Here is a 25,841-nt window from a genome sequence, read left to right as displayed (position 1 = left end):
CCCATGCGCCAGTCCCGTCTCCTCGGGCCGCTCGTCTGCGGCTGGGCCCTCCTCGCCGTCGCGGGTGCGCAGGCGGGCAGCCTCGTCTACCAGCCGGTCAACCCGTCCTTCGGGGGAAGCCCGCTGAACGGATCCTGGCTGCAGGCCGAGGCCGCCGCCCAGAACGACGCGCAGCGGTCGGCCCAGCGCGACCAGCAGCTGTTCTCGGCCAACCAGAGCGCCGCCAACACCAAGACCCCGGGCCAGATCTTCGCCCAGCAGTTGCAGACGCAGATCTACAGCTCGCTGGCCAACCAGATCACGCAGTCGCTCTTCGGCGAGAACGCCCAGCAGAGCGGCAGCTACAGCTTCGGCGGCTCGCAGGTGACCTTCCAGCGCCTGGGCAGCAACATCCAGCTCCAAATCTTCGACGGCCAGTCGACCACCACCATCGTCGTCCCGGCGACCGCGGCCGTCGGCGGCAGCTCGACCGGCACGTCGCCGATCTCGGGCGCGCCCTGAGGGCGAGGCGCAGCCATGGTCGTCGAGCATCGAAGCCGGAGCCGGCTCCGCCCCCCTCCGTCGCCCGCTCGGGCGGCCGCGCGGAGGGCCGGAGCTCCGAAGCCGAACGGAGACGGGGTTGCCCGTGCGTAGCTTTCTGAAGAGCCTGGCCGGCGCCGCGCTGCTCTGCGCGGGTCTGGCCGCCTGCGCGCCGTGGGAGCGCGAGCTGCTCGCGCAGGCGCCCGTGGTGACGCCGCCCTCCCCGACCGATCTCAATCTCGAGACGCTGCCGCCGCCGACCCGCAAGATCGACATCGCGATCTACAATTTCCCGGACCTGACCGGCCAGAACAAGCCGAACGACAACATCGCGGAGTATTCCCGCGCCGTGACACAGGGCGGCGGCGCCTTCGTGGTCGACGCGCTGCGGCGCGCCGGGCGCGGCCAGTGGTTCTCGGTGGTCGAGCGCACCGGCCTCGCCAACCTGCTGCAGGAGCGGCAGCTGATCCGGGCGACCCGCCAGGAATTCGACGGCACGGAGGCGAAGCCGCTGCCGCCGATCCGCTTCGCCGGCCTGATCGTCGAGGGCGGCATCATCGGCTACGACGCCAACACGGTCACGGGTGGCGCCGGCGCCAACCTCCTGGGCATCGGCGGCGACACCAAGTACCGGCGCGACGAGGTGACGGTGGCGATGCGCATCGTCTCCGTGCAGAGCGGCGAGGTGCTCAACAGCGTCACGGTGACGAAGACGATCTACTCGGTCGCGCTCAACGCCAACGCCTACCGCTACGTCGCGGTGGCCAAGCTGCTCCAGGTCGAGACGGGCGTGACCCGGAACGAGCCGACCCAGATGGCGGTCCGCGAGGCGATCGACCTCGCCGTCTACGCGACGATCATCGAGGGCAGCCGCAAGAAGCTGTGGCGCTTCCGCGACCCGGTGCTCGGCACCCGCCTCGTGGACGAGTACCTGGCCCGCGACCGGCCGACGCCCCTCGAGGTCCCGGGACCGACGGTGGCGGCGGGCCCGCTGGTGGTGAAATCCTGATCCGCCATGGACAGGCCTTTCGCACCGACGCACAGGTTCGGCCGCCGCCGGAGGAGCGTGCGGGGCACGCTGGCCCTGTGCCTCGTCGTGTCCGCCGCCCTGACGCCGGTGATCGCCTCGCGAGCCTCGAGCACGGCCCGGAGCCCGGCGATCCCCGACGCCGCCGCCCTCACGCCCTTCGCGCCCTTCCCGCCGATCGCGGCGCCGCCCCCGCTCGGGCTCGCGAACGGGCCGGCGGACAGGCCGGCGGATAGGCCGGCGGCGGCGCCGATCATCGCGCCGGCGCTCGCCGACCTGCTGGTTCTGGGCCGCGGCGCGTTCCGACCGATCGAGGCGACCACCCTGCTGTTCCCGCAGGTTGGGGACGGGATGCACGCCCTGATCGCCGCAGCGGCCGCCGCCCACGGTCTGCCCGGCGACTTCTTCCTGCGCCTGCTGCGTCAGGAGAGCGGCCTCAACCCCAACGCCGTGAGCCCGGTGGGCGCGCTCGGCATCGCCCAGTTCATGCCCGGCACAGCCGCGGAGCGCGGCCTGCGCAACCCGTTCGATCCCCTGGAGGCGATCCCGAAATCGGCCGAGTTGCTGCGGGAGCACAGGGCGCGCTTCGGCAATCTCGGATTGGCCGCGGCGGCCTACAATGCCGGGCCGCAACGGGTGCGCGGCTGGCTCGATGGCCGCTCGGGCATGCCTGCCGAGACGCGCGACTACGTGGTCCGCATCACGGGCCGCACCGTTGAGGAATGGGCCGCGGAGAGCGGCCGATCCTTCCTGAGCACCCCATCGCTCTTCTCAGGCCCCCGCGGTCTCGGCCGCGTCGCCGGCTGGCCCACCGATCCGCCGACGCGGCCTTCGACCCTGTTCGGGGCTCCGCCGGTCGGGCGCAGCGTGGCGGCGGTGGCGAGCGAGCGGGCTGCCCAGCCCGTCGCCAAGTTGGCCCTCAAGCGGGGCGCTCAGCGCCTGCCGGCCCAGTCGCAGCAGCCGCGATCCGAGCAGGCCCTCTGTGGGGTCCTGAACGGCCAGGGACGCACCTGTCTGGTGCAGGCGGTTTACTGAGGCGGCGCCAATTGCTCGACTTGGACGGCCTGGGCCGGCGTGGCGGGCCGGCGGCTCTGCCGGAGCTTGCGCCGCTTCCCGCGGCGCGACACGCCGGTCGCCGGGATCGGACCCGCCGCTTCGAGCAAGGATTGGTCGATCACGGGCGGCTGCTGGAAGGCTGCAGGCCGGGGGCCGGGTGCGAGCCGCTGGCCTTCGTAGAGCTCGATGCAGTCCCGCAGCGCCGTCGGGTCGCGGATGAAGGTGCAGTCGTTGACGTTCGGCACCGGTGCACCTTGGGCCAGTGCGCCTGTCGCGCAGCATACGGATGCGACGCCGAGCGCGACCGTCCTCAATCTCCATCGCGACATGACGAACCTCACGGGCGTGCAGGCGAGGCGCTGCGCCGGCCCGAACCTACATTCATCAGTTCCTAACAGAACAAACGCTCGATCAACCAGTTCCGAACCGCTTATTTCAGGCGCATGACCGCGGGTCAGATCAAATTTCGGGACCCGAGACAACGATCTGCGCCTGACGGCTGCGGCCTCGTTCCCTGGGTTCGTCACCGGCGGATGTAGAAGGCGAACTCGATTGCGCATCCCTGCGCGCGAGCTTGGAACAGACCGACCGCCGACAGCTCGACGGCCAGTGCGCCCCCGTCCATTCCGGAGACTCTCGGCCGGTTCACCGCCGCGGGCAAAACGGATCCGCATATGGCTCGAGAGGTCGAGCGAGACCTGCGAACGGCCCTAACGCGGGGTCACGCTCGTCCAGAATGGCTCGAAATGACAGGGAATGGCGCGCCCGAAAGGATTCGAACCTCTGACCCCCAGATTCGTAGTCTGGTGCTCTATCCAGCTGAGCTACGGGCGCCTGACACGGCGGCGGGCTCTCGGCCCGCCGGTGTGAAGGGGCTTCTAGAGGCTCAAATCCGGCTTGGCAAGACACTTCGGACAACGACTTTCGCGGCCCGTGCGTGCGCCTCGGCATCCCGCACCCTACGGGGTCCGGGCGCTCGCGCGCACGCGCTCCTCCGCGGCCCGGATCGCCTCCGGCGTGCCGACATGCAGCCACTGGCCGTCGAGCCGCATCCCGAACAGCCGCCCCGCCGCGATCGCCCGGTCGAACAGCAGGTTGAGCGAGAACGCGCCCTCCGGCGTGTCGGCGAAGAGGCCCGGCGTGAGGATCGCCACGCCCGCGTAGATGAACGGGGCGACCGCGCGCTCGCCGCGGCGCTCCAGGCGGCCGTCCGGGTCCATCACGAAATCCCCGGCGCCCTCGTAGCCGAGGCTGGTGGCGGTCGGTGCCACCAGCAGCAGGCCGTCCATGCGGTCGCCGTCCCAGGTCTCGATCAGCCGGCGCAGGTTGGAGGCCGGCCCCTCGAGCCAGAACGAGTCCGAGTTCAGCACCACGAACGGCGCGTCCCCCAGGAGCGGCAGCGCCTTGCGGATGCCGCCGCCCGTCTCCAGCAGCGCCGCGCGCTCGTCGGAGACGAGCGTGGCCGGTCCCCGGTCCGTCCCCTCGGCCCGGCGCGCGAGATGCCCCTCGATCAGGTCGGCGAGATAGTGGACGTTGACGACCGCGGTCCCGATCCCGGCCTCGATGACCCGGTCGAGGGCGTGGTCGAGCAGGGCCTTGCCGGCCACCTCCACCAGGGGTTTCGGCACGGTGGCGGTCACCGGCCGCATGCGCTTCCCCAGGCCCGCGGCCAGGACGAAGGCGCGGCTGACGGCGGGGCTGGGATCGCTCATGCGGGCGGGAATCCGGAGGTCAGGGGTCGGGTGCCGGGGCGACGAGGCCCGGCAGGTGGTCCGCGTGCCAGGCCCGCAGCCCGGCGAGCGCCGGATGGGCGAGGTTGCGGGCGAGGTAGCCTTCGATCCGCGGCAGGTGGGCGAGGTAGCCGGGCTTGCCGTCGCGCCGGTCGAGGCGCGCGAAGATGCCGAGGATCTTGGTGGCCCGCTGGGCCGCCAGCAGCGCGTAGGCGGTGGCGAAGGCGCCGACGTCGAAGGCCGGGTCCCGGCCGCGGCGCTCGCGGGCGTAGAGGCCGAGGAGCCGCAGCTCGAACTCCGCGCTGGAATCGACCCGGGCATCCTGCAGCAGCGAGGCGACGTCGTAGGCCGGGTGGCCCATGACGGCGTCCTGGAAATCGATCAGCCCGACCCGCTCCAGCCCGTCCCGCTCGGGCAGCCAGATCAGGTTCGGGGAATGGTAGTCGCGCAGGGTCCAGGTCGGCCGGTCCGGGATCGCGCCCTGTAGCGCCCCCCGCCACAGGTCGACGAAGGCCGTCCGCGCCTCCGCCGACAGGCTGACGTTCCGGATCGCCGGGGCGTACCATTCGGGCATCAGCTCCGCCTCGAACAGCAGCGCCTCCATGTCGTAGGGCGGCAGCCTGTGCTCGATCCCCTCCGCCACGGGCAGGACTGGGGGCAGCGGGTTGGCGTGGAGCTTGGCCAGCACGCGCACGGCCTCGGCGTAGCGCTCGGGCCGCGGGGCGCCCCCCTCGATCACCGGCTCGCTGCCGAGATCCTCCAGGATGAGCAGGCCCTCGGTCAGGTCCTCGCCGTAGATCTTCGGGGCCGAGAAGCCGAGCGCCCGCAGGCCGCGGTCGAGGGCCACGAAGGCGTGGACGCTCTCGGCGAGGTGCACGATCGCGCTGTAGGGCTTGCCGTCCCGCACCGGCGGCCCGTCGGGGCGCGGCGGCGCGATCATCAGCACGGCGCTGGTGCCGTCGGGCTTGGTCAGGCGCTCGTAGGCGCGGGAGGAGGCGTCCCCCTGCATCAAGGTCCGCTCGGCGATGTCCCAGCCGCTGCGGTCGAGGAGGCGGCGCACCGCGCGGGCCCGGTCGAGGCGGGCGCGCATGCCGCCGGTGCCGTCGATCCGGGCGAGCCGCGCCTCGGGGCCGAACTCCGCCCGCAGGGACAGGTCCACGGTCAGCACCGGGCCGTCGCGGGGCGGCATCCGGTCGGGCCACTCCACCAGGGTGATCGCGCCCTCGGCCATCTCGTCGAAGCCGAGCTCCACCAACTCGTCGGGGTCGCGCAGCCGGTACAGGTCGGCGTGGACGATCGGCCGGCCGTCGCGGGCCGCGTAGGGCTGGATCAGCGTGAAGGTCGGGCTCGGCACCTCCAGGCCCGCGTCGCCGGCGAGCTCGCGGATGATCGCGCGGGCGAGCGTGGTCTTGCCGCCGCCCAGTCCTCCGGACAGGGCCACCACGTCCCCGGGCATCAGGAACTCGGAGAGGAACAGGCCGAGATCCTCGGTGGCCGTCTCCTCCGGCAGCACGAATTCCCAGGGCGCCGGCTGCGCGGATGCCCCCGCCGCCCCTTCGGCCATCTGCCCGTCCTGCTCGTCTCCGCCCAAAGCCCGCCTCCGAGACCCGAAGACGCATGGTCCGAAAACACGCACCGGATGCAAGCGTTTCCGCCCGGAGCTGCGCGCTTCCCGCCCGCCCGGTGCATCGAAACCACGCTCGCGGAGGCGGCGGGAGACCGCGCCGGGACCCCGGGAACCCCTCAGGCCCGGGCGTGGACTCTCGGCCGGTCCTGGTCGCCCCCGCGGGGCAGGCCGGTGCGCCAGGCCTCGGCGTTCCAGGCCGCCGCCGCCGCGAGGGCGTCGGCCTCCGGCATCGGGCGGCCGAAATGGTAGCCCTGGCCCAGGGCGCAGCCCATCGCGGCGAGGGCCTCCGCCTCGGCGCGGCCCTCGATGCCCTCGGCGACCGCCGCCACCCCGATCTCCTCGGCGAGCCGCAGGATGGTCTGGACGATCCGGCGATCGCGCGGCTCCGCCAGCATCGCCCGGACGAAGGCCCGGTCCACCTTGAGCGTAGTGATCGGCAGGGTGCTGAGATGGCTGAGCGAGGAGTAGCCGGTGCCGAAATCGTCCACCGCGATGCCGAGGCCGGCGGCGCGGCAGCGCGCGAGGGCGGCCGCCGCCCCGGCCGGATCCTGCATCAGCGCGCTCTCGGTGACCTCGAGCTTGAGGGCGCCGGGCGCGATGCCGGTCCGGCGCAGCATCGCGTCGACGAGGCCCGGTATGTCCGCGCGGGCGAGGTCCTGGGCCGTGACGTTGAAGCTCACGAACAGGGACGCCTCGACGGAGGCGGGGGCGCGCAGGCCGGCCTGCAGGACCCGGGGCACGATCCGGCCGATCGCGCCGATCACCCAGGCGGTGATCGCGAGGATCAAGCCGTTCGCCTCGGCGGCCGGGATGAAGGAGGCGGGCGCCACGAGCCCGCGCTCGGGATCGTGCCAGCGGATCAGGGCCTCGAAGCCGGCGAGCCGCCCGGTGGCGAGCCGCACGATCGGCTGCAGGAACAGCGCGAACTCGTCCCGGGCCAGGGCCCGCCGCAGGGCGCGCTCCTGCGTGAGGGACGCGACGGTCGCGTCGAAATCGGCGCGGGCGGAGGGCGAGAGCGGAGCCAGAGGCCCCCCGGCCGCGGCCGGCCCGAGGCGCGGCAGGGTCTCGCGGAACCGGGCGATGAGCCCCTCGAGGCAGAGGCGCAGGATCGGGTCGGCACCGGCGAGCCGCTGGCGGATCTGCGCCGCGTCGACCGGGACGAGCACGCAATCGGCCTCGGCGCGCGCCCCGGCGGAGCGCGGGAGGGCGTCGAGTATCGCCATCTCGCCGAAGATCTCGCCGGCCCCGCGCCGGGCGAGCACGGCCTCGCCGCCGTCGCGCCGCCGGAAGATCGCGATGCGCCCGCTCAGGATCAGGTAGGCGCAGTGCCCGATCGACCCCTCGTCGAACAGGACGGCGCCGGCCGGGAGGGTGACGGGATCGGAGAGGTCCTGCATCGGTCGGGAACGCTGCGCCTTCGCGGGGAAAGCCCGGCGCGATCGTTGGCACAGCGGCCTTAAGATCGGATCAAGGGCCCGCCGGATCAGCCGCGCGGGATCCGGTGGGCCTTGATCCGCGAGGCCAGCGTCGTCGGCCGCAGGCCGAGGAGCGCGGCCGCGCCGCCCGGCCCGGAGATCCGGCCACCCGCCAGCGCCAGGGCCGCGACGATCTCGGCGCGGTCGCGCGCCCGGCGCTCGGCCTCGGTGGCGGGCCGCCCGTCGGGCGGCGCGGCCGGGGTGGCCGCGTCCGCGGGCCCGGCCGCCTCCCCGTCGGGCAGGTCGAGGCGGAGGCGGCCCCGGGCGGAGAGGATCACCGCCCGCTCGATCACGTTCTCCAACTCGCGGACATTGCCGGGCCAGGGATAGCGGCAGAGGCGGCGGACATCGCCCTCCGTGAGGCGCGGCTCCGGGACGGTGAGGCGGCGTGCCGCGACCCGGAGCAGGTGCTGGGCGAGCGGCGGGACGTCCTCGGGCCGCTCGCGCAGGGGCCGCGCCTGGATCGGGAAGACGTTGAGGCGGAAGTAGAGGTCCTCCCGGAAGCGGCCCGCCCGGATCTCGGCGCGCAGGTCTCGGTTGGTGGCCGCGACCACGCGCACGTCCACCGCCCGCGTGCGCGCCTCGCCGACCCGCTCGAACGAGCGCTCCTGCAGGACGCGCAGCAGCTTGCCCTGGAGATCGAGGGGGATCTCGCCGACCTCGTCGAGGAACAGCGTGCCGCCGTCGGCGAGTTCGAACCGGCCGACCCGGTCGCGCAGCGCCCCGGTGAAGCTGCCCTTGGCGTGGCCGAAGAACTCGCTCTCGAACAGCTCGCGGGGGATCGCCGCGCAGTTGACGCGGATCATCGGGCGGGCGCTGCGGCGGCTGGCCTCGTGGATCGCCCGGGCGATCAGCTCCTTGCCGGTGCCGGATTCGCCGGTGATGAGCACCGTGGCGTCGGTGGCGGCGACGCGGTCGACCTGCCGGAGCGTCGCCGCGATGGCGGGCGAGCGGCCGATGATGCCCTGGTGCTGGCGCTCGGCCCGGATCTCCTCCTTCAGGTACGCGTTCTCCAGCTCGAGGCGCTCCCGGAGGGAGTCGACCTCGGCGAGCGCGCTCGTCAGGCGGGCCTCGGCCTCGCGGCGCTGGCTGATGTCGCGGAACACGATGACGGCGCCGAGCAGGCGACCCCGGTCGCGGATCGGCGTGGAGGTGTACTCGACCGGGAAGGCGGTCCCGTCGGCGCGCCAGAAGACCTCGTGATCGACCTGGTGCACGGTCCCGTCCCGGAAGGCCGCGTAGATCGGGCAGTCGCGGTGCGGGTAGTGGCTCCCGTCCGGGCGGGTGTGGTGCACGGCGGCGTGCATGTCCCGGCCGACGAGGTCGGCGGCCTCGCAGCCGAGCATGCGCGCGGCGGCCGGGTTGACGAAGGTGGTCACGCCCTCCGCGTTGACGCCGTAGATCCCCTCCCCGGCCGCGCGCAGGATCAGCTGGTTGCCCCGCTCGATGTCGCGGAAGATGCGCTCCACACGCTGCCACTCGGATAGGCCGGCGCGCATGTGGGCCTCGGCCTCGCCGTCGACCTGGCGGCGGTGGAGCGTGTCCGGGTCCGCCAGGGTCACGAGGAGGCGCATCGGGTCGCCGGGGAGCGGGAAGGCCGCGGCCTCGACCCTCAGGTCGCGGCCGGCCGCGTCGCGCGGCGCCAGCGTCCGCGTCCACCAGTGCCCCCTGGCCAGCGCGGCCTCGGTGAAGACCGTGAGCGCCGGGAGCTGGCCCGGGAACAGCGCGCTCGCCCGCGCCCCCCGCAGCGCCGCGCGGCCGTAGCCGAGGAGGCGCGCCGCCGCCGGATTGGCGTCCGCGACCCGGTCCTCCTCGGGGGCGAGGACCAGCATGGGATCGGGGCTCGCCTCGAAGACCGGCCCGAACGTTCCGGCCGACCCAGGCTCACGAGATATCGTCATCCACGCACGATATCTCGTTTCCGACGAGATGTCGTGCGTACCGCCTGGCGCGCCAAGTCTCTGTCAAGTCGAGCGATTTCTCCGGGGTCCCGGCTGGCATACGCTTTGCCGAGGGAGCCTGTCCGCCCGTCGGCCGGCGCAGCTCCCGAAGCCACGCCGCGACGATGCCCGGCGGATGTCCGCGTCCGGACGCGACCGTCCCCCCTCACCGGTCGCGCTCCGGACGCGCACCCGCATCGGGTGGGTGGGGCCGCGGAGCGCGCGGCCTCACCGGACCCATCGCAGATTCGAACTCCGGGAGCCGACGATGAAGCGCGAAGACCTCACCGAGAAGCTTCTCGACATCAAGCGCGAGAAGGGCTGGAGCTGGAAGCACATCCACGCGGAGATCGGCGGCCTGTCGCCGTTCCTGATCACCGCGGCCTGCCTGGGCCAGATGAAGCTGCCGAAGGCCCAGGCCAAGCGGGCGGCCGAGCTCTTCGGCCTCACCGGCGCGGAGGAGCGGATGCTCAACGAGGCGCCCTATCGCGGCTCGATCCCGTCCATGCCGCCCACCGACCCGCTGATCTACCGATTCTACGAGCTGGTGATGGTCTACGGCACGACCTTCAAGGAGCTGATCCAGGAGGAGTTCGGCGACGGCATCATGTCGGCGATCGACTTCAACATGGACATGGCCCGCGAGGCCAACAACAAGGGCGACCGCGTGAAGCTCACCATGTCGGGCAAGTTCCTGCCGTACAAGTACTACGGCAACGACGACGACACGCCGGAATACGGCTTCAAGGAGGGGTGAGCGACCCCGGGCGGGCATCCCCCCGACCGGGATCCGAGGTTCATACATCCGGATCGGGCCAGCGACACCGGCCGCGGCGCGCGACGCGCCGCCGTCCCTCAGGCCGTCGCCGGCCGGCCCTCCGGCTCCAGGTAATCCTGCACCGGCTGGGCCGGACCGCCGCGCATCAGCACGTAGAGGAACGGCACCAGCAGCAGGGTCGCGGGCGTCGCGAAGGCGATGCCGCCCATCACGGCGCGGGCGAGCGCGGCGTTCTGCTCGCCGCCCTCGCCGGTGCCGAGCGCCATCGGGATCAGCCCCAGGAACATCGCCGAGGCGGTCATCAGCACCGGCCGCAGCCGCGTCTCGCCCGCGGTGATCGCCGCCTCCAGGGCGCTGCACCCGGTCTCCTCCCGGTGCTCCTTGGCGAAGGTCACGAGCAGGATCGAGTTCGCCGAGGCGATGCCCACCGACATGATCGCCCCGAAGATCGACGGGATCGAGAAGGGCGTGCCGGTCACGAACAGCGCGAAGGTGATGCCGCAGAAGGCCATCGGCAGGGCGGCGATCACCACGAACGGGTCGCCCCAGCTCTGGTAGTTCACCGCCATCAGCAGGTAGACGGCGATCAGCGCGATGCCGAGGCCGATCTCCAGGCGGAAGAAGGCCGAGCGCATGTTCTCGATCTGGCCGCGGACGACGATCTTGTCCGGCGCCTCGAGGTTCTTCTGCTCGTCCTCGACGATCCTGTCGATCTCGCGGGCGACCGAGCCGAGGTCCCGGTCCTGCACCGAGGCGAAGATGTCGAAGGTCGGCTGGATGTTGACGTGGCTGATCATGGTCTGCGTCGGCGTCCGGCGGATGTCGGCGAGGCTCGACAGGAGGGTCAGCACCCCGGGGCCGGAGCCGGAGGTCGCGGCGGCGCGCACGAACATCGGCGTGTTGCGCAGGTCGGTGAGCGAGCTGTTGCGGTACTCGGGCGTCTGCACCCAGAGCTGGTAGGGGATGCCGGTCTTCGGGTCGGGCCAGAAGTTCGGGGTGACCTGGTAGCTGCCGGACAGCGAGATGTTCATGTTCTGCGCCACCTGCTGCTCGGTCAGCCCGAGCTCGGAGGCGAGGCGCCGGTCCACGTCGACGTAGAATTGCGGCTCGTTGACGATCTGCTGCAGGTGGACGTCGACGAGGCCCTTGGTGTGCTTCAGCCGCTGGACGATGCGCTGCGCGACCTCCAGGTCCTTCTCCTTGTGCCGGCCGGAGACCTGCACGTCGATCGGCGTGAGGACGCCGAAGTTCAGGATCTGGGTGATCATGTCGGCGGGCTGGAAATAGACGATCACGTCGGGGAAGCGCTTCATCAGCACGTCGCGCAGGCGCTTCGTGTAGCCCGCCACCGGGCCGTGCCCCTCCTTGAGGCTGATCAGCATCTGCCCGTCATTGTAGGAGACGAACGAGCCGTCCGAGAACGCGAAGTTGTAGTTGTTCGACGGCAGGCCGATGTTCTGGAGGATCTGGTCGACCTCACCCGCCGGGATCACCTCGCGGACGGTGTCCTCGACCTCGGCGAAGACCTGCCGGGCGGTCTCGATGCGCATGCCGACGCGGGTGCGCAGATGCATGGTCATCTGGCTCGCCTCGATCTGCGGGAAGTAGTCCTGGCCGACGAACACGAACAGCACGCCGGTCATGCCGAGCACGCCGCCGGCCGCGCCCAGGGTGACGACGCGGTGGCGCAGCACCGCGTGGAGCAGCCCGACATAGCCGCGGTGGAACCGCGCGAAGCCGCGCTCGAAGGCGCCGTGGATCCGGCCGGCGAGCCGCAGCGCGGGGGCGCCCACGAGGCCGACGGCCCGGGCGATCCGGCCCCGCCGGGGCGCCGCGTGCTGCGCCCGGTGCGCGTCCCGATCCTTGGCGTGCTTCTGGCGGTACTCCGGCGCCACGATCACGTCGATCAGGAGCGGCACCAGGGTCCGCGACAGCAGGTAGGAGGTCAGCATCGCGAACACGACCGCGAGCGCCTGCGGGGTGAACAGGTACTTCGGCGTGTCGGTGAGCGCGAACACCGCCGTGAAGGCCGCGCAGATCGCCAGCGTCGAGATCAGCGCCGGCTTGGCGATGCCGGCGGCCCCGTGGACCACGCTCTCGCGGAACTCCTCGCCCTCCTCGAACAGCCGGTAGGTGTTCTCGATCGCCACCGTGGCGTCGTCCACCAGGATGCCGACCGCGAGCGCGAGGCCGCCCAGCGTCATCACGTTGATGGTCTCGCCGAGCGCCGCCAGGACGGCGAGCGAGGTCATGACGCAGAGCGGGATCGAGATCAGCACGATGATCGTCGAGCGCCAGGAGCCGAGGAACAGCAGGATGGCCAGCCCCGTCAGGGCCGCCGCGGTCAGCGCCTCGTGGAGCACGCCCTCGATGGCGTTCGAGACGAAGACCGACTGGTCGAAGAGCTGCTTGATCGCCAGCCCCTCGGGCGCGGCGGCGCGGATCGTCGGCATCGCCTTCTTGACGTTGTTGACCACGCTGAGGGTCGAGGCGTTGCCGTTCTTGATGATCTGCATCAGCACGGCCTGCTGGCCGTCGGCGCTGACCACGTTGACCTGCGGCGGGCCGCCGTCGCGGACGTAGGCGACGTCGCGCACCAGCACGGGCTGGCCGGCCACCACCTTGATCGGCGCGAGGTTCAGGGTCTCGATCGACGGCGGGGTGGCGTTGAGCTGGATCGGGTACTGCTGCTCGCCGATCTTGGCGAGGCCGGACGGCACGGTCAGGTTCTGGGCCGTCATGGCGTTGGTGACGTCGAGCGGCGTCAGGCCGAGCGCCTGGAGGGCGTTGAGGTCGAGGTCGACCATGATCTGCCGGGGCGCGCCGCCGAAGGGCGACGGCAGGGTCGAGCCCGGGACCTGCGCCAGGGTCTGGCGGATCCGGTACTGGGCGTAGTCGTAGACCTGGTTGAGGCTCTCCTTGGCCGAGGTCAGGGCGAGCTGGATGACCGGCACCGAGGAGGCGGAGTAGCGCACGATCACCGGCGGCTGCGTGCCGGGGGGCATCACGGCGCGGATCGAGTTGGTCGAGGACACCACCTGGGCGATGGCGAGATCGAGGCTGACGGTGGGCTCGAAGTAGATCCGCTGCACCGCCGTGCCCTGGAGCGTCGTCGACTCCATGCGGCGGATGTTGTTGACGTTGTTGGAGATGCCGTACTCGGCGTAGGTCGTGACGCGCTGCTCCATCTCCGGCGCCGAGAGTCCGGTATAGGTCCAGACCACCACGACGACCGGGATGTCGACGACCGGGAGAACGTCCTTCGGCGTGACGACCATCGCCCCGACGCCGCCGAGCATCATCAGGACCGCGAGCACGTAGGTCGTGATCCGGAACTTGAGCGCGTAGAGGACGAGGCCCATGCGGTCTCCGCCGTCCGGCCCCGGGCCGGCAACTCCGCGTTGTGTACCGGCTCACCGGCTAAACCCGGAATGTTTCGCTATCACGTCCGGGTAGGCAAAGGACGGGCCGCGTCGCCGCAGGGCTGCGGCGGGCCCGTCATGCCCCACACCGCACCCGCGTCCGGGGGTGCGCGCACCGGCGGGCCGCGCACGAGAACGCCTTCGCGGCCTCCGCGGCGCTCCGGCGTATCGCGATGAGGGTGCGGACCGGAGAGGGATCCCGGCGCACCGTCGCGGCGTCTGCCGGGCGCCGCGCCCGCCGAGTCAGCGCAGCAGGGCGGACTTGTCGACCTGCAGCGCTCCGGCGATCTCGTCGAGCGCCTTGTGCTCGACCGCGCTGATGCCGTCGATATCGGCCACGTCCGCGCCGATCAGGAACACGTCCTGGCGCTGCTCGATCGGCCGCTCCGCGATGGCGCCGATATGGCGCAGGTTCTCCAGCCGCCCGGCCCGGGTCTTGGCCCGGGCGATCGCCTCGTAGAGCTCCTGCTCGACGCGCAGCGTGTCGTAGGACTTCTCGAGGATCGGGTTGGCGCGGATACCGCTGATCGCCGACTCGATCTCCTCCTCGCCCACGTCCCCGTCCGCCACGATGACGTTGGCGGCGGACGAGACCGCGGCCTGCAGGAAGACCGCGTCGCCCGCGTACGACATGATCGTGCGGCCGAACCGAAGGATGGCGTCCTGGAAAATGCTCATGCCGACCTCCCGTCGGGTCCGAGATGGCGGATATTGTGGCGGCCGAGTCAAGATGCGGCCGAGCTTAAGCCCTGGATCGCGGAGGACTAGTTCTCGCGCAGGGGGCTCGGCGGCCGTGCTCGGCGGGCGGGCTCAGGTGGCGGGCTCAGGTGGCGGGCTCGTGGCCCGGCCAGTCCCGCCCGAGATGGGCGGCCACGCGGGCCGGATCGTCGCCGACCGCCACCACGGCGGCCTCGACCTGCTCCACCGGGACCATGAACCGGCGCGCCCAGTAGGCCCGCTCCCAGGCATGGGCGGTGTTGACGGCCCGGGGCTCGATCGGGTCCTGCACGCTCTGGTCGGTCATCGGCTCTCCGCGTCGCGCGAGGGCCGGGCGGCCCTCCGGCGTGGAGAACGCCGGCCGAAGGGAAACGGGTCCGCGCCGCAGCGGGGCTCGGTTCGCCGCGAAGACGCGCCGCCGTCATCGTGAGCGCCGCGAAGCGACCCAGGGCAACGCGACGCTGGAGGACGCAGCGCTGCCTGGATCGCTTCGCTCCGCTCGCAAGGACGACCGGGCTCGCCGGCCGCCGCTCAGCAGCAGCGGAAGCCCGCGGTGTTGCCGACCCCGAAGCGGGCGTTCTCCCGGTTGCGGAAGAACTCCACCTCGGTCATCGGCGCCTGGTCGGGATGGGTGCGGCGGACATGCTCGGCGTAGGCCGCGTAGTCCCCCTGCCCGACCATCAGCCGGGCGCCGTCGCAGACGCATTTGGACAGCGTCCGGATCCGGTCCCGCAGGTTGGACGACGGCAGCATGGGACCTCCTACTCCGCCGGGACCATGTGCGGCTCGGTCTCCAGCGCGGTCCAGCGATCCGCGCGCCACGCCTTCAGGCAGGCGGCGATGCCGAAGCCCGCGATGGCGACGACGAGGCCGATGAACAGGGCCGCCAGCACCGCGTCGATGCGGTCGTTGAGGATGATCTGGCTCATCTGGTCGGCGTTCTTGGCCGGGGCCAGGACCTTGCCCTCCGCGGCGGCGGCCGCGTAGCGCTCGGCGTGGGCCAGGAAGCCGATCTTCGGGTCGGCCGAGAAGATCTTCTGCCAGCCGGCCGTGAGAGTGCAGATGCACAGCCACGCGGTCGGGATGATGGTCACGAACGCGTAGCGCTCGCGCTTCATCTTGAAGATCACCACCGTGCACAGCGTGAGCGCCACCGCGGCCAGCATCTGGTTCGAGATGCCGAAGAGCGGCCACAGGGTGTTGATGCCGCCCAGCGGGTCGGTCACGCCCTGGTACAGGAAGTAGCCCCAGGCCCCCACCGAGATCGCGGTCGCCGCGATGCTCGGCCCCCACGACGTGGTGTTCTTGAACGACGGCACCGCCAGCGCGACGAGATCCTGCACCATGAACCGGCAGGCGCGGGTGCCCGCGTCCACCGCGGTGAGGATGAACAGGGCCTCGAACAGGATCGCGAAATGGTACCAGAAGGCCATCATCGCCTTGCCGCCGATGGCGGACGAGATGATGTGGGCCATGCCGACCGCGAGCGTCGGCGCGCCGCCGGCCCGCGAGATGATCGTGTGCTCGCCGACGTCGGCGGCGGTCTGGGTGATCACCTCGGGCGTCGTGGCGAAGCCGAGCTTGGTCACCGCGGCGGCCGCGGTCTCGGGCGTGGTGCCGATGAGGGCGGCCGGCGAGTTCATGGTGAAGTAGACGCCCGGGTCGATCACGCAGGCCGAGACCAGCGCCATGATCGCCACGAAGGATTCCATCAGCATGCCGCCGTAGCCGATGAAGCGCGCGTCGGACTCGCTGGCGATCAGCTTCGGGGTGGTGCCCGACGAGATCAGGGCGTGGAAGCCCGAGACCGCGCCGCACGCGATGGTGATGAACAGGAACGGGAACAGGCTGCCCGCCCAGACCGGGCCGGTGCCGTCCACGAACTTGGTGACCGCCGGCATCTGCATGTGCGGCGCCACGAAGGCGATGCCGAGCGCGAGGCCCACGATGGTGCCGATCTTGAGGAAGGTCGACAGGTAGTCGCGCGGGGCGAGCAGCAGCCAGACCGGCAGGATCGACGCCACGAAGCCGTAGCCGATCAGCATCCAGCAGAGCTGCGGCCCCGTGAAGGTGAAGGCCGGGCCCCAGACCGGGCTCGACGCCACGGAGCCGCCGGCGACGATCGCCAGCATCAGCAGGACGAAGCCCAGGATCGAGACCTCGCCGATCTTGCCGGGGCGGATGTAGCGGGAATAGACGCCCATCAGCATGGCGATCGGGATCGTCGACATCACCGTGAAGGTGCCCCAGGGGCTCTCGGCGAGCGCCTTGACGACGATCAGCGCCAGCACGGCCAGCAGGATCACCATGATCAGGAAGGTGCCGAACAGCGCGATGATGCCGGGGATCGTGCCGAGCTCGGCCCGGATCAGCTCGCCGAGCGACCGGCCGTCCCGGCGCATCGACACGAACAGGACCATGAAGTCCTGCACGGCGCCGGCGAGGACCACGCCGGCCAGGATCCAGAGCATGCCGGGCAGGTAGCCCATCTGGGCGGCGAGCACCGGGCCGACCAGCGGGCCCGCGCCCGCGATCGCCGCGAAGTGGTGGCCGAACAGGACGCCGCGGTTGGTGGGCACGTAGTCGAGCCCGTCGTTGTGGCGCACCGCGGGCGTCGCGCGCTTCGGGTCGAGCCGCATCACCTTGTCGGCGATGAACTGGGAATAGTAGCGGTAGGCGATGAGGTAGACGCAGACCGCCGCGACCACGATCCAGAGGGCGTTGATCGTCTCGCCGCGCTGGCTCGCCACGATCGCCAGCGCCGCGGCACCGAGCGCCCCCACGAGGGCCCAGGGCCCGTGCCTGCCGATCGCCGTACCCATGTCCCACTCCCTGACCGAACGCCTCGCGCGCGGGGCCACGCGCGGGGGGCTCCGGCTGGGACTTCGTGGTCCCGGGCTACACGGGCGGGTTATCCTATTGGTCCGCCGTTGACGCAAGCGATCCGAGCTGTGATGCAGCGTCGGCGGCGGCACGACGCCCAATCTGTCACATCGGGTCCCCGGCACGGCCCCGACCCCCTTCACGGCCCGGCTGCCGAGCTCGATCGCCGCCCGCCGTCGGAGAAGGGCGCCGGCGCGGTCCGGGCCTGCGAGGAGCGCACGACAATGGCGAAGGTCGCATTCCTGGGTCTCGGCGTCATGGGCGGCCCGATGGCCGGCCATCTCGCCAAGAAGGGTGGCCACGACGTCACCGTCTACAACCGCACCACCCCCAAGGCGGAAGCCTGGGTGAAGACCTACGGCGGCGCCTCCGCGCCCACGCCCCGGCAGGCCGTCGAGGGCGCCGAGATCGTGTTCGCCTGCGTGGGCAACGACGACGACCTGCGCAGCGTCGTGCTGGGCGACGACGGGGCGCTGGCCGGCATGAAGCCCGGCGCGGTGTTCGTGGACCACACCACGGCCTCCGCCGAGGTCGCCCGGGAGCTCGCCGCGGCGGCCGAGGCCAAGGGGCTCGGCTTCATCGACGCGCCGGTCTCCGGCGGCCAGGCGGGCGCCGAGAACGGCGTGCTCACCGTGATGTGCGGCGGCGACGCGGCGACCTACGCCAAGGTCGAGGGCGCGATCGGGTCCTTCGCCCGCGCCTGCCGGCTGATGGGCCCGGTGGGCGCCGGCCAGCTCACCAAGATGGTCAACCAGATCTGCATCGCGGGCCTGGTCCAGGGCCTGTCGGAGGGCGTCCACTTCGCCAAGCGGGCCGGCCTCGACGTCGAGGCGGTGCTCGACGTGATCTCCAAGGGCGCCGCCGGCTCCTGGCAGATGGAGAACCGCGGCAAGACCATGAACGCGGGCAAGTTCGACTTCGGCTTCGCGGTCGACTGGATGCGCAAGGATCTCGGCATCCTGCTCGACGAGGCCCGCCGCAACGGCGCCAAGCTGCCGGTCTCGGCCCTCGTCGACCAGTTCTACGCCGAGGTGCAGGCCATGGGCGGCAACCGCTGGGACACGTCGAGCCTCGTGGCGCGGCTGGAGCGCTGACGCCTCCGGCCTTCGCCCGGAGCCTACGACCGGGCGAGACGCGACAGGCCCCCCTCTCCCGCGCGAGAGGGGGCCGCACCGATCGCGGCACCGGGCGAGCCGATCTCGCCCGGCGGGTCGGACGCTCGCCTCAGAACAGCTCCTCGACCTCCGCCGCCTCCGGATCCACCCAGCGCCAGTCCGCCCCCATCTGGTGGCGGAACCACGTGAACTGGCGCTTGGCGTAGGCCCGCGTGTCCGCCTGCCCCCGGACGATCGCGTCCTCGAGGCTCAACGCCCCGTCGAGGTGGGCGATCAGGCCCGGCACCCCGTGGGCGCGCATCACCGGCAGCATCGGGTCGAGGCCGCGCGCGCGCAGGCGGGCGACCTCGTCCAGCGCCCCCTCGGCGATCATGGTGCGGAAGCGGGCGTCGATCCGGGCCCGCAGCACGGCGCGGTCGGGCGCCAGGAAGAACTTCCGGAGATGCCGGCCGGCGAGCGGCCCGGGCACCGGGTCGCCGTAGAAGCTGGCGATCGGTCGGCCCGTCGCGAGAAAGATCTCCAGGGCGCGCATCACCCGCATCCGGTCGCTCGGCCGCAGGCGGGCGGCCCCCGCGGGATCGTGCCGGGCGAGCTCGGCGTGCAGCGCCTCGGTCGGGCGGCCCTCGGCCGCGTCCCGCACCCGCGCGCGCACCGCCTCGGGCACCGGCGGCAGCTCCGAGAAGCCCTGCTCCAGCGCCCGGAAGTACAGGCCGGTGCCGCCCACGAAGACCGGCAGGCGCCCGCCGAGCGTCGCCAGCAGCGCCGCCGCCTCCCGCGAGAAGTGCCCCGCGGAGTAGTTCACGGCGCCGTCGACGTGGCCGTAGAGCCGGTGGGGCACCCGCGCCTCCTCGTCCGGGTCGGGCCGGGCGGTCAGGCGGCGCAGGTCCGCGTAGACCTGCATGGAATCGGTGTTGATCACCACGCCGCCGCGACGCTCCGCCAGACGGGCGGCCAGCGCCGACTTGCCCGAGGCGGTGGGCCCTGCGATGAGGACCGCGGCCGGGCGCCCCCCGGCTTCCTCCCGGTCTGGCGGCAAGGCGAAACTCCACGATGCTGGTCGCGGTCCTGATAGCAAACCCGGATCGGCCGTCCATCACCGACGCGGTGCTGGCCGAGACGCGCGCCGTGCTGCGGACGGAGCACCAGCCCCGGATCCTGCACGGCGAGGTCGCGGCCGAGCTGCCGGTGCCGGGGGAGCCCGCGGCCGCGGCGTCCCTCACCGACAGGCTGCGGACGGCGCTGACCGGCGAGCCGATCGACCTCGCGGTGCTGCCCGCCGACGCGCACAGGCGCAAGCGCCTGTTCCTGGCCGACATGGATTCCACCATGATCGAGCAGGAATGCATCGACGAGCTCGCCGGGACGCTCGGCCTCAAGGACCACGTGGCGGCGATCACCGAGCGGGCGATGCGCGGCGAGATCGCCTTCGAGCCGGCCCTGCGCGAGCGCGTCGCGCTCCTGAAGGACATCCCGGTCGGCGCCGTCGACGGGCTGATAGCCGAGCACCTGACCCTGACCCCGGGCGGCCGCACGCTGGTGCGGACGATGCGGGCGCACGGCGCCCATACCTGCCTGGTCTCCGGGGGCTTCACGCTGTTCACCGGCCCGATCGCCGCGATGATCGGCTTCGACGAGCACCGGTCCAACGTGCTGGGCGTGGCGGACGGGCGGCTCACCGGCCGCGTCGAGGACCCGATCGTCGGGAAGGCCGAGAAGCGCGCGGCGCTGATCGCGCTGCGCGGACATCTGGGCCTCGGCGCCGCCGAGACCCTCGCGGTCGGCGACGGCGCCAACGACCTCGACATGCTGGGCGAGGCCGGCCTCGGCGTGGCGTTCCGGGCGAAGCCCGCGGTCGCGGCCGCGGCGCGCGTCCGGGTCGAGCACGGCGACCTCACCGCGCTCCTGTACCTGCAGGGCTACGCGGCGGCGGAGTTCGTGGGGTGAGGCTCAGTGGAGGGCGCGGGTCAGGGCGATAACCGCGGCGAGCGCCTGAGCCCCGCGGCGGCGCGTCAACGCCGCCCCCCCGAACGCGCGAGGGCCGCCGCTCCCCGCGGAGCGACGGCCCTCGGCAACGCGGATGAGGCCGCTCAGTCGAGGCCGACGGCCACGAAGCGCACGTCGCCGGTGGCGCCCGCCACCAGCAGCAGCACCGACTTGCGCCCGTCCTTCTTCAGGGCTTCGATCCGCTTGGTCACCTCCGCGGGGGTGCTCACCGCCTCCTGGCCGACCTCGACGATCACCTCGCCGGGCTGGATCCGCTTGTCGGCGGCGGTCGAGTTCGGGTCGACGCGGGTGACGACCACGCCCTTCACGGTGTCCTTGATGGAGTACTTCTTGCGCAGCTCGTCGGTCATGCCGGAGAGGTTGAGGCCCAGCGCCTGCCGGGTCGCGCTCTCGGGCTCCGGCTGGCGCAGGTTGGCGAGCTGCGGCTTGTCGCTGTCCTCCAAGCGGCCGAGGGTGACGGGCTTCGTCACCTCCTCGCCCTTGCGCATGACGACCACGTCGACCTTCTGGCCCACCGGGGTCGAGGCGACGATGCGCGGCAGGTCGCCCGAGGCCTTCACCGGCGCGCCGTTGAACTTCAGGATCACGTCGCCGACCTCGATCCCGGCGGTCTTGGCCGGTCCCTTCTCGTCGACGCCGGCCACCAGGGCGCCCCGCGCGCCGCCCTTGAGGTTGAGCGCCTCGGCGGTGGTGTCGTCGACGTTCTGGATGCGCACGCCGAGCCAGCCGCGGCGGACCTCGCCGAAGTCGCGGAGCTGGTCGATCACGGGCTTCGCCGTGCCCGACGGGACCGCGAAGCCGATGCCCACCGAGCCGCCGGTCGGCGACAGGATCGCCGTGTTGATGCCGATGACCTCGCCGTCCATGTTGAACAGCGGGCCGCCGGAATTGCCCTTGTTGATGGCCGCGTCGGTCTGGATGTAGTTGTCGTAGGGTCCGGACTCGATGTTCCGGCCCCGCGCCGAGACGATGCCGGCCGAGACCGAGCCGCCGAGACCGAACGGGTTGCCGATGGCGATGACCCAGTCGCCCGGCCGCATCTTGTCGGAATCGCCGAACGGCACGGCCTTCAGCGTGCGGTCGGCCGGGGGCTTCACCCGCAGGACCGCGAGGTCGATCTTCGAGTCCTTGCCGACGATCTCGGCCTTCAGCTTGGTGCCGTCGTGCAGGATGACCTGGATGTCGTTGGCGTCGCCGATGACGTGGTTGTTCGTCACCACGAGGCCGGCGGAATCGATGATGAAGCCGGAGCCGAGGGAGTTCGACTTGCGCTGCTGGCGCGGCCCGTCGCTGTCACCGCCACCGCCGCCGCCGCCACGGCCGCCGCGCCGGTTGAAGAACTCCTCGAACAGGTCCTCGAACGGGGTGCCCGGGGGCACCTGCGGCCCGGCGCGGCCGGCGCGGGCCTCGACCGTGGTGGACGCGGAGATGTTCACCACCGCGTCGGTGACCTGGTCGGCGAGGTCGGCGAGGGAGGCCGGCCCCTTGGCGAAGGCCGGGACCGGCAGGGCGGCCGCGGCCACGGAGACGCTGACGGAGGCGCCGATCAGGATCGAGGCCATCAGCGCGCGGGCGCGGGAGCGGGGCTGCGCCGGGGCGCGGCCGAACGGCGCCTCTGGGGCGCTCGCGACGGGGTGCATGGTCGACCTCTTCAAGAACGCGTTTCCGGTCCCGCGGGCCTCGACCGATGGCCGATCGCCCGCGGGTTGTCCTGCACGATAGTCCCCGGGCGCCGGGGCGCCAACGGTCCCCTCAGCGCGCCGTCCCGGCCGTGGAGCCGGTCGTCGACCCGGTGGTGGCGCCCGGATCGGCCGGTCCGCGCGGCCCGCGGGCCGCCGGGGCGGGTGCCCGGCCCTGCGGATCGCTGAAGAAGCGGAAAAAGTCCGTGTTCGGGCTGATCACCAGGCGGGTGTCGGATCCCTTCAGCCCGCTCTCGTAGGCCTGCATCGAGCGGTAGAAGCTGAAGAAGTCCGCGTCCTTGCCGAACGCGTCGGCGAGGATGCGGTTCTTGTCCGCGTCACCCTGTCCGCGCAGCTGCTCGGACTTCTGCGTCGCCTCGGCGAGGATCACCGTGACCTCGCGGTCGGCCTTGGCGCGGATCGTCGCGGCGATCTGATCGCCGTTGGCGCGGATGTCGGCGGCCTCGCGCTCGCGCTCGGTCTTCATCCGCCGGTAGACGGCGGCCGAGTTCTGCGCGGGCAGGTCGACGCGGGTCATGCGCAGGTCGACGATCTCGATGCCGAGCGCCTTGGCCTGCCGGTTCACGTCCTCCTGGATCTGGTGCATCAGTTGCCCGCGATCGGTCTTCACGATCGCGTCGCGGGTCGAGCGGGCGAGCACGTTGCGCAGGCCGGAATTGGCGAAGCTCGCGAGCCGCTGGTTGGCCAGCCCGATATTGCCCACCGCCTGGTAGAAGCGCAGCGGATCGACGATCCGGTAGCGCGCGAAGGCGTCCACCTCCAGGTTCTGCCGGTCGGCGGTGAGCACCGTCTGCACCGGCAGGTCGAGGTCGAGGACGCGCTTGTCGAAGATGACCACGTTCTCCATGAACGGGATCTTGAAGTAGAGGCCGGGCTTGTCCTCGCCGGTGGCGTTGAGGACGGCGCGGACGCGGCCGAACTGCAGGACGAGCGCCTGCTGCATCTGGCCGACGGTGAAGATCGAGGCGTAGAGGCCGATCGCGACGATCGCCGCGACCACGATCAGGCCGGTGCGGAGAGCCTGCTTCATCGGGCGGCTCCCGTCTGGGTCTGGGCGCGGGCGCCGAACTCGGAGAGCGGCAGGACCGGCAGCACGCCGGCCGCGGTCGCGCCGCCGGGCTGCGTCCCGTTCTGGTCGATGATCACCTTGTTCACGGAGCCCAGGACCTTCTCCATCGTCTCCAGGAAGATCCGCTCGCGGCTGATCGCCGGGGCGGCCTTGTAGGAGGCATAGACCTCGCTGAAGCGCGCGGCCTGGCCGGTGGCGTCGGCGGTCGCCTTCGTCCGGTAGGCCTCGGCCTGCTGGACGATCTGGGACGCCTTACCGCGGGCCTGCGGCACTTCGCGGCTGGCGTAGGTCTTGGCCTCGTTCTGCGCCGTGTCGGCGTCCTGCTGGGCCGCGTTCACGTCGATGAAGGCGGGGCGCACCTCCGGCGGCGGGTTGACCGAGACGAGCTGCACCACCTCGATGCGCACGCCGGCGCCGTACTCGTCGAGCGCCTTCTGGACCATCTCCTTCACCTCCTGGGCGATGCTCGACTGCTCGTTGGTGAGGATCGCCTGGATGTTGCGGCGGCCGATCACCTCGCGCATCGCGCTCTCGGAGATCGCCTTGATGGTGCCCTCCGGGTTCTGAAGATTGAACACGAAGTCGGAGGCCTTCAGCGGGTTGACCCGCCACTGCACCTCGAAGTCGAGGTCGACGATGTTCTCGTCGCCGGTGAGCATCAGGCTCTCGTCCGGCACGTCGCGGGTGCGGCCCTGGCCGTTCGGGCCGGAGCGGAAGCCGATCTGGATCGAGTTCTGGGAGCCGACATCCGGCTTCACCACCCCGCCGATCGGATAGGGGAAGTTGTAGCGCAGGCCCTCGCCCTTGGTGCCGACGTAGCGGCCGAAGATCGTCTCGATGCCGACCTGCCGGGGGTAGACGGTGTAGAAGCCGGTGGCGAGCCAGATGGCGATGGCCAGGACGGCGATGACCGCCGCGCTGCGGCCGCCGCCGACGCCGGTCGAGCCGCCGCCGCCGTAGCCGCCGCCCGAGCCGCCGCCGCCCGGGATCAGGCCGCGCAGGCGATCCTGCCCGCGCCGGAGCAGATCCTCGAGGTTCGGCGGCGTCTTGCCCCCGCCGCCGCCACCGCCACCACCCCAGGGACCGCCGCCGTTGCCGCCGGGCCGGCCCCACGGGCCCCCGCCGCCGCTCTGATTGCTCCAAGGCATCCTAGCCGTCGTCTCCTGCCTGTCCGCGCCCGGCCCACGTCCCGGCCGGCGCCCCCTGCCTGAACGGCCACGCTCGCCCGCCTAGTCCCGACCATTCGGACCGATCGCACCGCGACCGCACCCGGTTGGAGGCCTCGAGAGCCCGCACGCGCATCTTCCCGCAGGATGTGCAGGCCCGGCGTGAGCGCGCGCACCTGTCAGGCACCTGCGGGCGCACGCCCCGTGCTGTCAAGGCTGGCAGGTGGGCATGCGCGGCGCGGAACGCAAATGCGGCGGCGCGCCTCAGCGTGCGCGCTCCCAGTCGACGAAGGCGAAGGCGTGCTCGTCCCGCGGTCCCGCGGGGTGCGCCTCGCGGAACGTCTCCCGGAAGCGGGCGCGGTCGAAGGCGGGGAATCGCACGTCGCCGGCGGGCTCCGCCTCGACCTCGGTGAGATGGAGCCGGTCGGCGTGCGGGAGTGCGAGCGCGTAGATCTCGGCACCGCCGACCACCATCAGCTCCGCCCCGGCGGCGGCCAGCGCGGATTCCCAGTCGTGGACGGTCTCGACCCCCTCGGCGCGGAAGCCCGTGTCCCGGGTGAGCACCAGGGTGCGGCGCCCCGGCAGCGGCCGGCCGATCGAGTCCCAGGTGCGCCGGCCCATCAGCATCGGCTTGCCCATGGTCAGGGCCTTGAAGCGCTTGAGATCGCTGGAGAGACGCCAGGCGAGCCCGTTGTCGCGGCCGATCACGCCGTTGCGGGCGACGGCGGCGACCAGGGAGACGAGGGGGCTCATACCGCCACCGGGGCGGCGATGGCGGGATGCGGCTCGTAGCCCGTGATGGCGATGTCCTCGTACCGGAAGGCGAAGAGGTCGCGGACCTCCGGGTTGAGCCGCAGCTGCGGCAGCGGACGCGGCTCCCGGGCCAGCAGGGTCCGGGTCTGCTCCATATGATTTCGGTAGAGATGCGCGTCGCCGAAGGTGTGGACGAAGTCGCCGACCCCGAGGCCGGTGACCTGGGCGATCATGTGGGTCAGGAGCGCGTAGCTCGCGATGTTGAAGGGCACGCCCAGGAAGGCGTCCGCCGAGCGCTGGTAGAGCTGGCAGGAGAGCCGCCCCTCGCTGACGTAGAACTGGAACAGGCAGTGGCAGGGCGCGAGCGCCATCCGGTCGAGGTCGGCCGGGTTCCAGGCCGAGACGATCAGGCGGCGGGAATCGGGGTTGCGCCGGATCTCGTCGAGCACCCAGGCGATCTGGTCGACCGTGCCGCCCCCGGGCTTCTCCCACGAGCGCCACTGCCGGCCGTAGACCGGGCCGAGATCGCCGTTCGCGTCGGCCCACTCGTCCCAGATCGTCACGCCGTTCGCCTTCAGCGCGGCCACGTTGGTGTCGCCGGCCAGGAACCAGAGCAGCTCGTGGATGATCGAGCGCAGGTGCAGCCGCTTCGTGGTGACCAGCGGGAAGCCCGCCGACAGGTCGAAGCGCATCTGGTGGCCGAAGACCGAGAGCGTGCCGGTCCCGGTGCGGTCGTCCTTGGCGACGCCCGCGTCGAGGATGCGCCGGAGCAGGTCGTGGTAAGCGTCCATCGCCCATTCCTGCGCGCCGGCGCGCCGGCCGGCAAGCGCGCCGCCGCGACATGTCCACCGCCGTCGCGC

The 25,841-nt window shown here is 72.1% G+C and carries 22 protein-coding genes and 1 tRNA gene; 6 read left to right on the top strand and 17 right to left on the bottom strand.

Going from position 1 to position 25,841, the window contains the following annotated elements:
• Positions 1–3 precede the first annotated feature (3 nt).
• From LOK46_RS24980 to LOK46_RS24970, 3 genes are all read left to right on the top strand, one after another.
• Positions 4–501: a curli assembly protein CsgF gene (locus tag LOK46_RS24980; RefSeq protein ID WP_273561048.1), complete on the top strand. Its 498-nt coding sequence runs from the start codon at positions 4–6 to the stop codon at positions 499–501.
• Positions 502–625: 124 nt separating this feature from the next.
• A complete protein-coding gene (locus LOK46_RS24975; protein ID WP_273561047.1) occupies positions 626–1,528 on the top strand; it encodes a CsgG/HfaB family protein in 903 nt (300 codons plus the stop codon).
• Positions 1,529–1,585: 57 nt separating this feature from the next.
• Positions 1,586–2,581: a lytic transglycosylase domain-containing protein gene (locus tag LOK46_RS24970; protein WP_443192843.1), complete on the top strand. Its 996-nt coding sequence runs from the start codon at positions 1,586–1,588 to the stop codon at positions 2,579–2,581.
• Here the strand turns inward: LOK46_RS24970 and LOK46_RS24965 are convergent.
• From LOK46_RS24965 to LOK46_RS24940, 6 genes are all read right to left on the bottom strand, one after another.
• Positions 2,575–2,847 (bottom strand): hypothetical protein, encoded by a 273-nt coding sequence (locus LOK46_RS24965; protein WP_273561045.1) that lies wholly within the window; start codon positions 2,845–2,847, stop codon positions 2,575–2,577. The two genes, LOK46_RS24970 and LOK46_RS24965, sit on opposite strands and share 7 nt — an antisense overlap.
• A 512-nt stretch (positions 2,848–3,359) precedes the next feature.
• Positions 3,360–3,436 (bottom strand) — tRNA-Arg (locus LOK46_RS24960).
• Between the two features lie 125 nt (positions 3,437–3,561).
• On the bottom strand, positions 3,562–4,314 hold the full coding sequence (locus LOK46_RS24955) for a nucleotidyltransferase family protein (protein WP_273561044.1): 753 nt from the start codon (positions 4,312–4,314) through the stop codon (positions 3,562–3,564).
• A 19-nt stretch (positions 4,315–4,333) separates the two neighbouring features.
• Positions 4,334–5,896 (bottom strand): tRNA (adenosine(37)-N6)-threonylcarbamoyltransferase complex ATPase subunit type 1 TsaE, encoded by a 1,563-nt coding sequence (tsaE, locus tag LOK46_RS24950; protein ID WP_273561043.1) that lies wholly within the window; start codon positions 5,894–5,896, stop codon positions 4,334–4,336.
• Positions 5,897–6,075: 179 nt separating this feature from the next.
• The gene (locus LOK46_RS24945; protein ID WP_273561042.1) at positions 6,076–7,356 is read right to left on the bottom strand and encodes an EAL domain-containing protein; all 1,281 of its coding nucleotides are present in this window, start codon (positions 7,354–7,356) and stop codon (positions 6,076–6,078) included.
• A gap of 86 nt (positions 7,357–7,442) precedes the next feature.
• Entirely contained in the window at positions 7,443–9,266 is a 1,824-nt protein-coding gene (locus tag LOK46_RS24940; protein ID WP_273564686.1) for a sigma 54-interacting transcriptional regulator, read from the bottom strand.
• A 376-nt stretch (positions 9,267–9,642) separates the two neighbouring features.
• Here LOK46_RS24940 and cynS point away from each other — a divergent pair, with 376 nt between their 5' ends.
• Positions 9,643–10,131, top strand: coding sequence for a cyanase (gene cynS, locus LOK46_RS24935; RefSeq protein WP_273561041.1), 489 nt, complete (start codon positions 9,643–9,645; stop codon positions 10,129–10,131).
• A gap of 98 nt (positions 10,132–10,229) precedes the next feature.
• Here cynS and LOK46_RS24930 read toward each other — a convergent pair whose 3' ends face one another.
• From LOK46_RS24930 to LOK46_RS24910, 5 genes are all read right to left on the bottom strand, one after another.
• Positions 10,230–13,514 (bottom strand): efflux RND transporter permease subunit, encoded by a 3,285-nt coding sequence (locus LOK46_RS24930; RefSeq protein ID WP_273561040.1) that lies wholly within the window; start codon positions 13,512–13,514, stop codon positions 10,230–10,232.
• A gap of 303 nt (positions 13,515–13,817) precedes the next feature.
• Positions 13,818–14,252 carry a tellurite resistance TerB family protein gene (locus LOK46_RS24925; protein ID WP_273561039.1) on the bottom strand — a complete coding sequence of 145 codons (435 nt, stop codon included), beginning with the start codon at positions 14,250–14,252 and terminating at the stop codon, positions 13,818–13,820.
• Positions 14,253–14,397: 145 nt separating this feature from the next.
• Positions 14,398–14,598: a DUF3606 domain-containing protein gene (locus LOK46_RS24920; RefSeq protein ID WP_273561038.1), complete on the bottom strand. Its 201-nt coding sequence runs from the start codon at positions 14,596–14,598 to the stop codon at positions 14,398–14,400.
• 224 nt (positions 14,599–14,822) lie between these two features.
• Positions 14,823–15,044, bottom strand: a complete 222-nt coding sequence (locus LOK46_RS24915; RefSeq protein ID WP_273561037.1) for a YbdD/YjiX family protein — start codon at positions 15,042–15,044, stop codon at positions 14,823–14,825.
• Between the two features lie 8 nt (positions 15,045–15,052).
• Positions 15,053–17,113, bottom strand: a complete 2,061-nt coding sequence (locus LOK46_RS24910) for a carbon starvation CstA family protein (RefSeq protein ID WP_273561036.1) — start codon at positions 17,111–17,113, stop codon at positions 15,053–15,055.
• Positions 17,114–17,398: 285 nt separating this feature from the next.
• On the opposite strand from LOK46_RS24910, the gene LOK46_RS24905 reads away from it, so the two are divergent.
• Positions 17,399–18,268: an NAD(P)-dependent oxidoreductase gene (locus tag LOK46_RS24905; protein ID WP_273561035.1), complete on the top strand. Its 870-nt coding sequence runs from the start codon at positions 17,399–17,401 to the stop codon at positions 18,266–18,268.
• Positions 18,269–18,398: 130 nt separating this feature from the next.
• Here LOK46_RS24905 and miaA read toward each other — a convergent pair whose 3' ends face one another.
• Positions 18,399–19,325 carry a tRNA (adenosine(37)-N6)-dimethylallyltransferase MiaA gene (gene miaA, locus LOK46_RS24900; protein ID WP_273561034.1) on the bottom strand — a complete coding sequence of 309 codons (927 nt, stop codon included), beginning with the start codon at positions 19,323–19,325 and terminating at the stop codon, positions 18,399–18,401.
• 14 nt (positions 19,326–19,339) lie between these two features.
• On the opposite strand from miaA, the gene serB reads away from it, so the two are divergent.
• The gene (gene serB / locus LOK46_RS24895) at positions 19,340–20,233 is read left to right on the top strand and encodes a phosphoserine phosphatase SerB (RefSeq protein ID WP_273561033.1); all 894 of its coding nucleotides are present in this window, start codon (positions 19,340–19,342) and stop codon (positions 20,231–20,233) included.
• Between the two features lie 143 nt (positions 20,234–20,376).
• On the opposite strand, the gene LOK46_RS24890 is transcribed toward serB, so the two are convergent.
• The 5 genes from LOK46_RS24890 to LOK46_RS24870 all read right to left on the bottom strand — a co-directional run bounded on the left by LOK46_RS24890 (position 20,377) and on the right by LOK46_RS24870 (position 25,772).
• Complete coding sequence (locus LOK46_RS24890; RefSeq protein ID WP_273561032.1) at positions 20,377–21,933, bottom strand: DegQ family serine endoprotease; 1,557 nt, start codon at positions 21,931–21,933, stop codon at positions 20,377–20,379.
• Positions 21,934–22,045: 112 nt separating this feature from the next.
• Positions 22,046–23,023 carry a protease modulator HflC gene (hflC, locus tag LOK46_RS24885; protein ID WP_273561031.1) on the bottom strand — a complete coding sequence of 326 codons (978 nt, stop codon included), beginning with the start codon at positions 23,021–23,023 and terminating at the stop codon, positions 22,046–22,048.
• On the bottom strand, positions 23,020–24,210 hold the full coding sequence (gene hflK / locus LOK46_RS24880) for an FtsH protease activity modulator HflK (RefSeq protein ID WP_273561030.1): 1,191 nt from the start codon (positions 24,208–24,210) through the stop codon (positions 23,020–23,022). Before hflK ends, hflC begins: the two co-directional genes overlap by 4 nt.
• Positions 24,211–24,492: 282 nt before the next feature.
• A complete protein-coding gene (locus tag LOK46_RS24875) occupies positions 24,493–24,981 on the bottom strand; it encodes a dihydrofolate reductase (protein WP_273561029.1) in 489 nt (162 codons plus the stop codon).
• Positions 24,978–25,772 carry a thymidylate synthase gene (locus LOK46_RS24870; RefSeq protein WP_273561028.1) on the bottom strand — a complete coding sequence of 265 codons (795 nt, stop codon included), beginning with the start codon at positions 25,770–25,772 and terminating at the stop codon, positions 24,978–24,980. The genes LOK46_RS24875 and LOK46_RS24870 overlap by 4 nt, the downstream gene beginning before the upstream one ends.
• Between the last annotated feature and the right edge of the window lie 69 nt (positions 25,773–25,841).

It is taken from the genome of Methylobacterium sp. NMS14P (genome assembly GCF_028583545.1).
GTDB lineage: Bacteria > Pseudomonadota > Alphaproteobacteria > Rhizobiales > Beijerinckiaceae > Methylobacterium.
Note: the sequence above shows the minus strand (reverse complement) of the source record. Positions and strands in the feature narration are given on the sequence as shown.